The organism is Acinetobacter sp. AOR01_HL, from assembly GCF_027855455.1.
Classification (GTDB): Bacteria; Pseudomonadota; Gammaproteobacteria; order Pseudomonadales; family Moraxellaceae; genus Acinetobacter; species Acinetobacter baumannii.
The window spans coordinates 1-4,729 of the sequence record NZ_JAKTIM010000003.1; the positions used below are offsets into that span (position 1 = coordinate 1).

At 37.0% G+C, this 4,729-nt stretch carries 4 protein-coding genes; all 4 read right to left on the bottom strand.

Annotated features, from left to right (window positions below; translation table 11 throughout):
- Window positions 1–621 precede the first annotated feature (621 nt).
- The 4 genes from MKL62_RS00185 to MKL62_RS00200 all read right to left on the bottom strand — a co-directional run bounded on the left by MKL62_RS00185 (window position 622) and on the right by MKL62_RS00200 (window position 4,177).
- Window positions 622–1,836 carry a zonular occludens toxin domain-containing protein gene (locus MKL62_RS00185; RefSeq protein ID WP_123090762.1) on the bottom strand — a complete coding sequence of 405 codons (1,215 nt, stop codon included), beginning with the start codon at window positions 1,834–1,836 and terminating at the stop codon, window positions 622–624.
- A gap of 3 nt (window positions 1,837–1,839) precedes the next feature.
- A complete protein-coding gene (locus MKL62_RS00190; RefSeq protein WP_001127949.1) occupies window positions 1,840–2,181 on the bottom strand; it encodes a DUF2523 family protein in 342 nt (113 codons plus the stop codon).
- On the bottom strand, window positions 2,181–3,542 hold the full coding sequence (locus MKL62_RS00195) for a hypothetical protein (RefSeq protein WP_171452428.1): 1,362 nt from the start codon (window positions 3,540–3,542) through the stop codon (window positions 2,181–2,183). Before MKL62_RS00195 ends, MKL62_RS00190 begins: the two co-directional genes overlap by 1 nt.
- 383 nt (window positions 3,543–3,925) lie before the next feature.
- Window positions 3,926–4,177 (bottom strand): hypothetical protein, encoded by a 252-nt coding sequence (locus MKL62_RS00200; protein ID WP_109433748.1) that lies wholly within the window; start codon window positions 4,175–4,177, stop codon window positions 3,926–3,928.
- Between the last annotated feature and the right edge of the window lie 552 nt (window positions 4,178–4,729).

Sequence of the window (4,729 nt, forward strand, 5' to 3'; positions counted from 1 at the left end):
GCGTAAATATGGTCGCATCATTGACAAAAAACCCCGCTAACGCGGGGTATTTAGTCAATGAACATGGCAAGTAACATAATGCCGTATTATGCGAACTCTCAGTCATCATGTTCTTGTAAATGTTGTTCAGAATATTCAAGGCGAATTAGTCTCTGGCACTGGTGACAAAAATAATAAGATTGATCAATAATTCTAGTAATAGATAGAGCAGAATCAGTCAAACCATAAGAAAGCATAATTGTATAGATCGTCTCTAATTCACTATCATCAAAACAAACCATAGATAACTCCTATTATCGGGACTCTAATATGGTTTCAATTAGAATTTTTAAAAGAAAACCAATAAGGCATAAAGCTAGAAATTGAAATAAATCAGGGAAGGTAAATTCAGATGCCAAGGTCAAAACTACTTGTTCCGTATCCATGAAAAAGCCTCAAATGTTTCATTAATTGACCAAATTGCAAGGTACGACCGCAATACTGGCATTGGGTGTAAGTCGATATATTATCACGTAAAAAACCGTAGACTACGCCTTGTGACCGAGTTCGATCGGTCACAATTCCCCTGAACGGTTTTTTTTGGTTACTGCTACGGTAGAACATATAGACGGTTTTAGGTAATCAGAAAGAAAAAGAACTTTGAGAATTTGCACCATCTACAGAACTACGCTGTAGGTTAGGCTGGACATAATTATTAGCCTGATAAGATGAATAATTAGGCTGCACCTGCACTTGTGGTACAGCATTATTTACCTGAGCAGGTCGATTATTCTGAACCTGAAAATAATTAAATGGTCTATCGCCATCTTCCATAAGTTTACGGCAATCAGATTGGCTTACATCATGCAAAATAGTGCCCTGTTGAGTATAAGCAACGTATTTACCATTTTTCTTCATACAACCTGAAAAAACAGGCTTAGCGGTAACTTCATATTGAATCTGTGAAGTATCCATATCGTAAGGACGATTAGGATTATATTTTACAGCTATAGTTTCCATTCTTACATCGTTAACAGCTTGCAGTTCAGCGTTACGTTTTTCAGGATGCATTAAATCAGCGTACTGCTCTGGAGTGAGACCAGCCATAGCTGCATCAAGCTTAGCCTTTTCAGCTAAGGTCATATTTGAATTATTTGGCTGTGGTGAAGTGTCTGTAGCAGAGACTTCTTGTTCTTTAGAACCAAAATATTTATTAAATACTGGATAACCAATATATACAGAGAAACCAACAAGAGCAGCTAAAAGACCAACCATCTTAAATAACTTGGTAGGAATTTTAAATTTGTGGGTATCTAATACCGTAGATTCATACCAGTTAAAGACCTCTTTATTAGGTCTATAGATAGAGGTAGTACAACCATTTTTAACAGTAGCCTTTTGAAAGTCGTCTGGATCTGACTCAACAAACCCCCAAGTACGCTTAGCAGCAAAAGGAACATTCCCATTTCTAACAAGATGAATATGCTCAGATGTTAAACGTCTTACATGAGTATGTATAAACATTGGATGCTGAGTAACAATAAAAATATCCTTACCCTCATGACGATGTTTTTCTAATAACGTTAACCATCTAGGTAAATCCTCAGTTTTACAGTTAGTTGGTACGTCTCGTGTAAATTCCTGAACCTCATCAATAAAAATAACTGATGTTTCTGGTGTATCAATCCAGTCTTTAAAATGATCTAGAACTTGATATGGGAAAGGTATTTCAGGTTTTAAACCACGAATATTACATAAGTAAATTGGACGGTTTTCACTAGCCATTTTGCTAGCAATTTCCATCATCATTGCAGTCTTATAAGAGCCAGGCTGTGCTGTAATTAGTTTAATAGCCATGAATTAACCCCCTGTATTAATGCCAAAGGCACGAATGGCTACTGACATTAGTTTTAAGCTAAAACAAGCAGCCGAAGCAGATAAAATAATGTTTACACATTGAATGAAATCAAAGTATTGAATGACCTCAGCAGCAGTACCACCAATGGTTGAGAGTTCAGCAGCTTTATCAACAATCTTTTGTTGCATTTCATCAATAAAAGGTTTGATCGTACTCGTTAAAAATAAGTAAATAATTCCTGCAGTAGCAGTCCCCAAAATTAATTTGGCAAATATTTTAAAAACCGCATATCTAAATAAAACCTTCAATAATGCAGCAACAATAGCCCCAATAAACAACGGCATTAGATAGCCCTCACTGTTGAATCAAGCATTCTAAAAGCAAGAATTAATGTACTGAGATGTATCAATATTTTTATTAGTGCTAAGAGTTCACACCAACGAGAAATTGGAACTACAAAAGAACCAAAATAAGGAAAATCAACCGTAAAGTCCTGTACGCATGCAGTATTAGAAAAAGTTAATTTGTTAGATAAATTCTGAAGTGCATTGGTAGCTTCTGACTGGGCATTTAAATAGCGTGGATCGTCTGAAGCATCTCCAATTTTCTCATACTGTGATGTATCAAAGTCTGATGAATCAGTCTTCATCATATCTTTAAAATCAGTAGTCTGTTTCTCAATAGCATCAACAACAGGCTTAACATCGGTAGTTCCGCCACCACCACCGCCAACAGGCTTATTATTGATAGCATTAACAACTTCATTAAGCTTATTAGCTGTAGAGTTGGTATTAGCATCAACAGCCGATTTAACATTGTTTGTAGCAGCCGTATTCGCTTCTACAGCCGTTTTTACAGTAGTAGCGTTAGCATTAACAGCAGCAGTTGTTTGATCAACTGAAGACTTAACAGAATCAAGTTTAGAATTAGTAGTATCTAACTTGCTATTAGTCTGGGTAAGTTTATCTTCAACACGAGAAACAGCATTAACCAATTCAGACTTTACCCAAGTCAATTTATCAGATAAAGCAGAAATAGCCCTAACTACGGGTGATAAATCAATAGTAAAGCTTGTTGAAGTAGTTCCACCACCAGAACCACCTGTAGAAGAACCTGAACCGGAACCAGAGTTATTAATATTAGTACTACCAGTACCAGTATCAATTGGCGTACCAGAACCTGAACCAGAACCATCACCCGTACCAGTACCTGAACCACCACCAGTACCAGTACCTGAACCATCACCCGTACCAGTACCTGAGCCAGAACCAGAACCAGAACCAGTACCTGTATTAGAAGATTTAACACACAACGCTTGGCCATTGAATGAGCCAGAAACATAACCAGTACCACAGCCTGTAGGCGGTCTATTACAGTAAGTAGCACCACCACAAGTGCCCGTAGGACTTGGAGGAGCTGCACCATCGGGACAAGAAATAGAGCCATCGGCTAAACGAGTACAACCATCATTAGGCGGTTGATAACACCCTCCATAGGGATCATTTTTATTGCACTGACCTGCATCAAGTGGAGTACAAGAAGAAACAGGAGTTTTTTGTACATTGTATAAAACAGTTGATTGACGGTTGTCAGAGTGATTTAAAACAATAGAATCAGGTTTTGCTTTAAAGATACAAAACTTATCGCCTAAAGGTTTGCAGCGTTGTTGGGGAATTTTACCTCCTGCATCAAAATATACATACATTGGATAACCAACCTCAGGACATTCAGAAGGAATAGGATCCTTAGTTGTGACATTATAATCCCACGGTCCAAAAAAATTATTTGCTGCATAGACTAAGCACAAATAAAATTGATCTGATTTTTTAGTCAAAGTATGAGAGTAAGTAGTAATTTGGTGCGGATAAGAAGAAGAAACAGAAGATTGAGCTTGTAAACAAACAGCTTCGGGAGTAGAACCGGTCTTTAATAAACCATTGACATTTGCCTCCCAAGTAACAGCAAAAGCTGAACTGGAACATATCGTTATGATTATGAAAACTAAATATTTAAAAAACTTCATAAAAGCCCCCAACTTTTTAAATATTTAATTCTTATAAGATGGGGGTATTTCTACCCCCTGAGCTATTAGCTAAAGAATGTAGCTTTTGCCCATTTAATGAGTACAGCAACAACAGCAACAGAAATCATTGCAACACCGATCGCTGTAACCATTGCAGTACCATCAGATTTAAACTGAGCAGCTTGTTCATCAACTAAAGTTGCTGCGCTTGCACTGCTTAAAATACCCGCTGATAAAACAGCCCCCAAACCATAACGAGAAGCGTTGCGTAGACTTACAACTCCGCGTTTTTCTTGTACAACGATTTGATTTTCCATATTTATCTCCAAGGATTAAAAACCCATTAGTTTTAGAACGATTTTAAAAACATAGCTGAGACCGTACAAAACTACTAAAGCAGCAAAAAGACCAGTCACCAAACCCATGTTTAAATACCCAATACATGTCGTCTGGTCCGACCCATAAATCAAACAAGCCAACATAATTGAATTCCTTTACTTCCGTTTTTTATAGTAGAGATATAAGCCCACTGGATGAGCTATTACCCCTACTACGAAGAAATACCAAACTGCATAGATGACCATTAGAGACATCCCCAATAAATAGGATTGCCGACTTGCGATTAACGCCCCCAAAAGCCGGCAAATTCTTTTTATTTACACTTATAAAAATGGATGCAATAACTTGAGTGTTTTGTGAACTCTGCACCGCACTTCTTGCATTTATAAATGTAATCTGTCATAGTTAAAATAAACGTAAGTTATTGATTTATTTACATATTATACATTATACGAACAATCGTATAATTCACCATTAAGCCTTTGATTCCATTGGGTTTTTCTTCGGTAATGGCTTAACACTGAAAATTT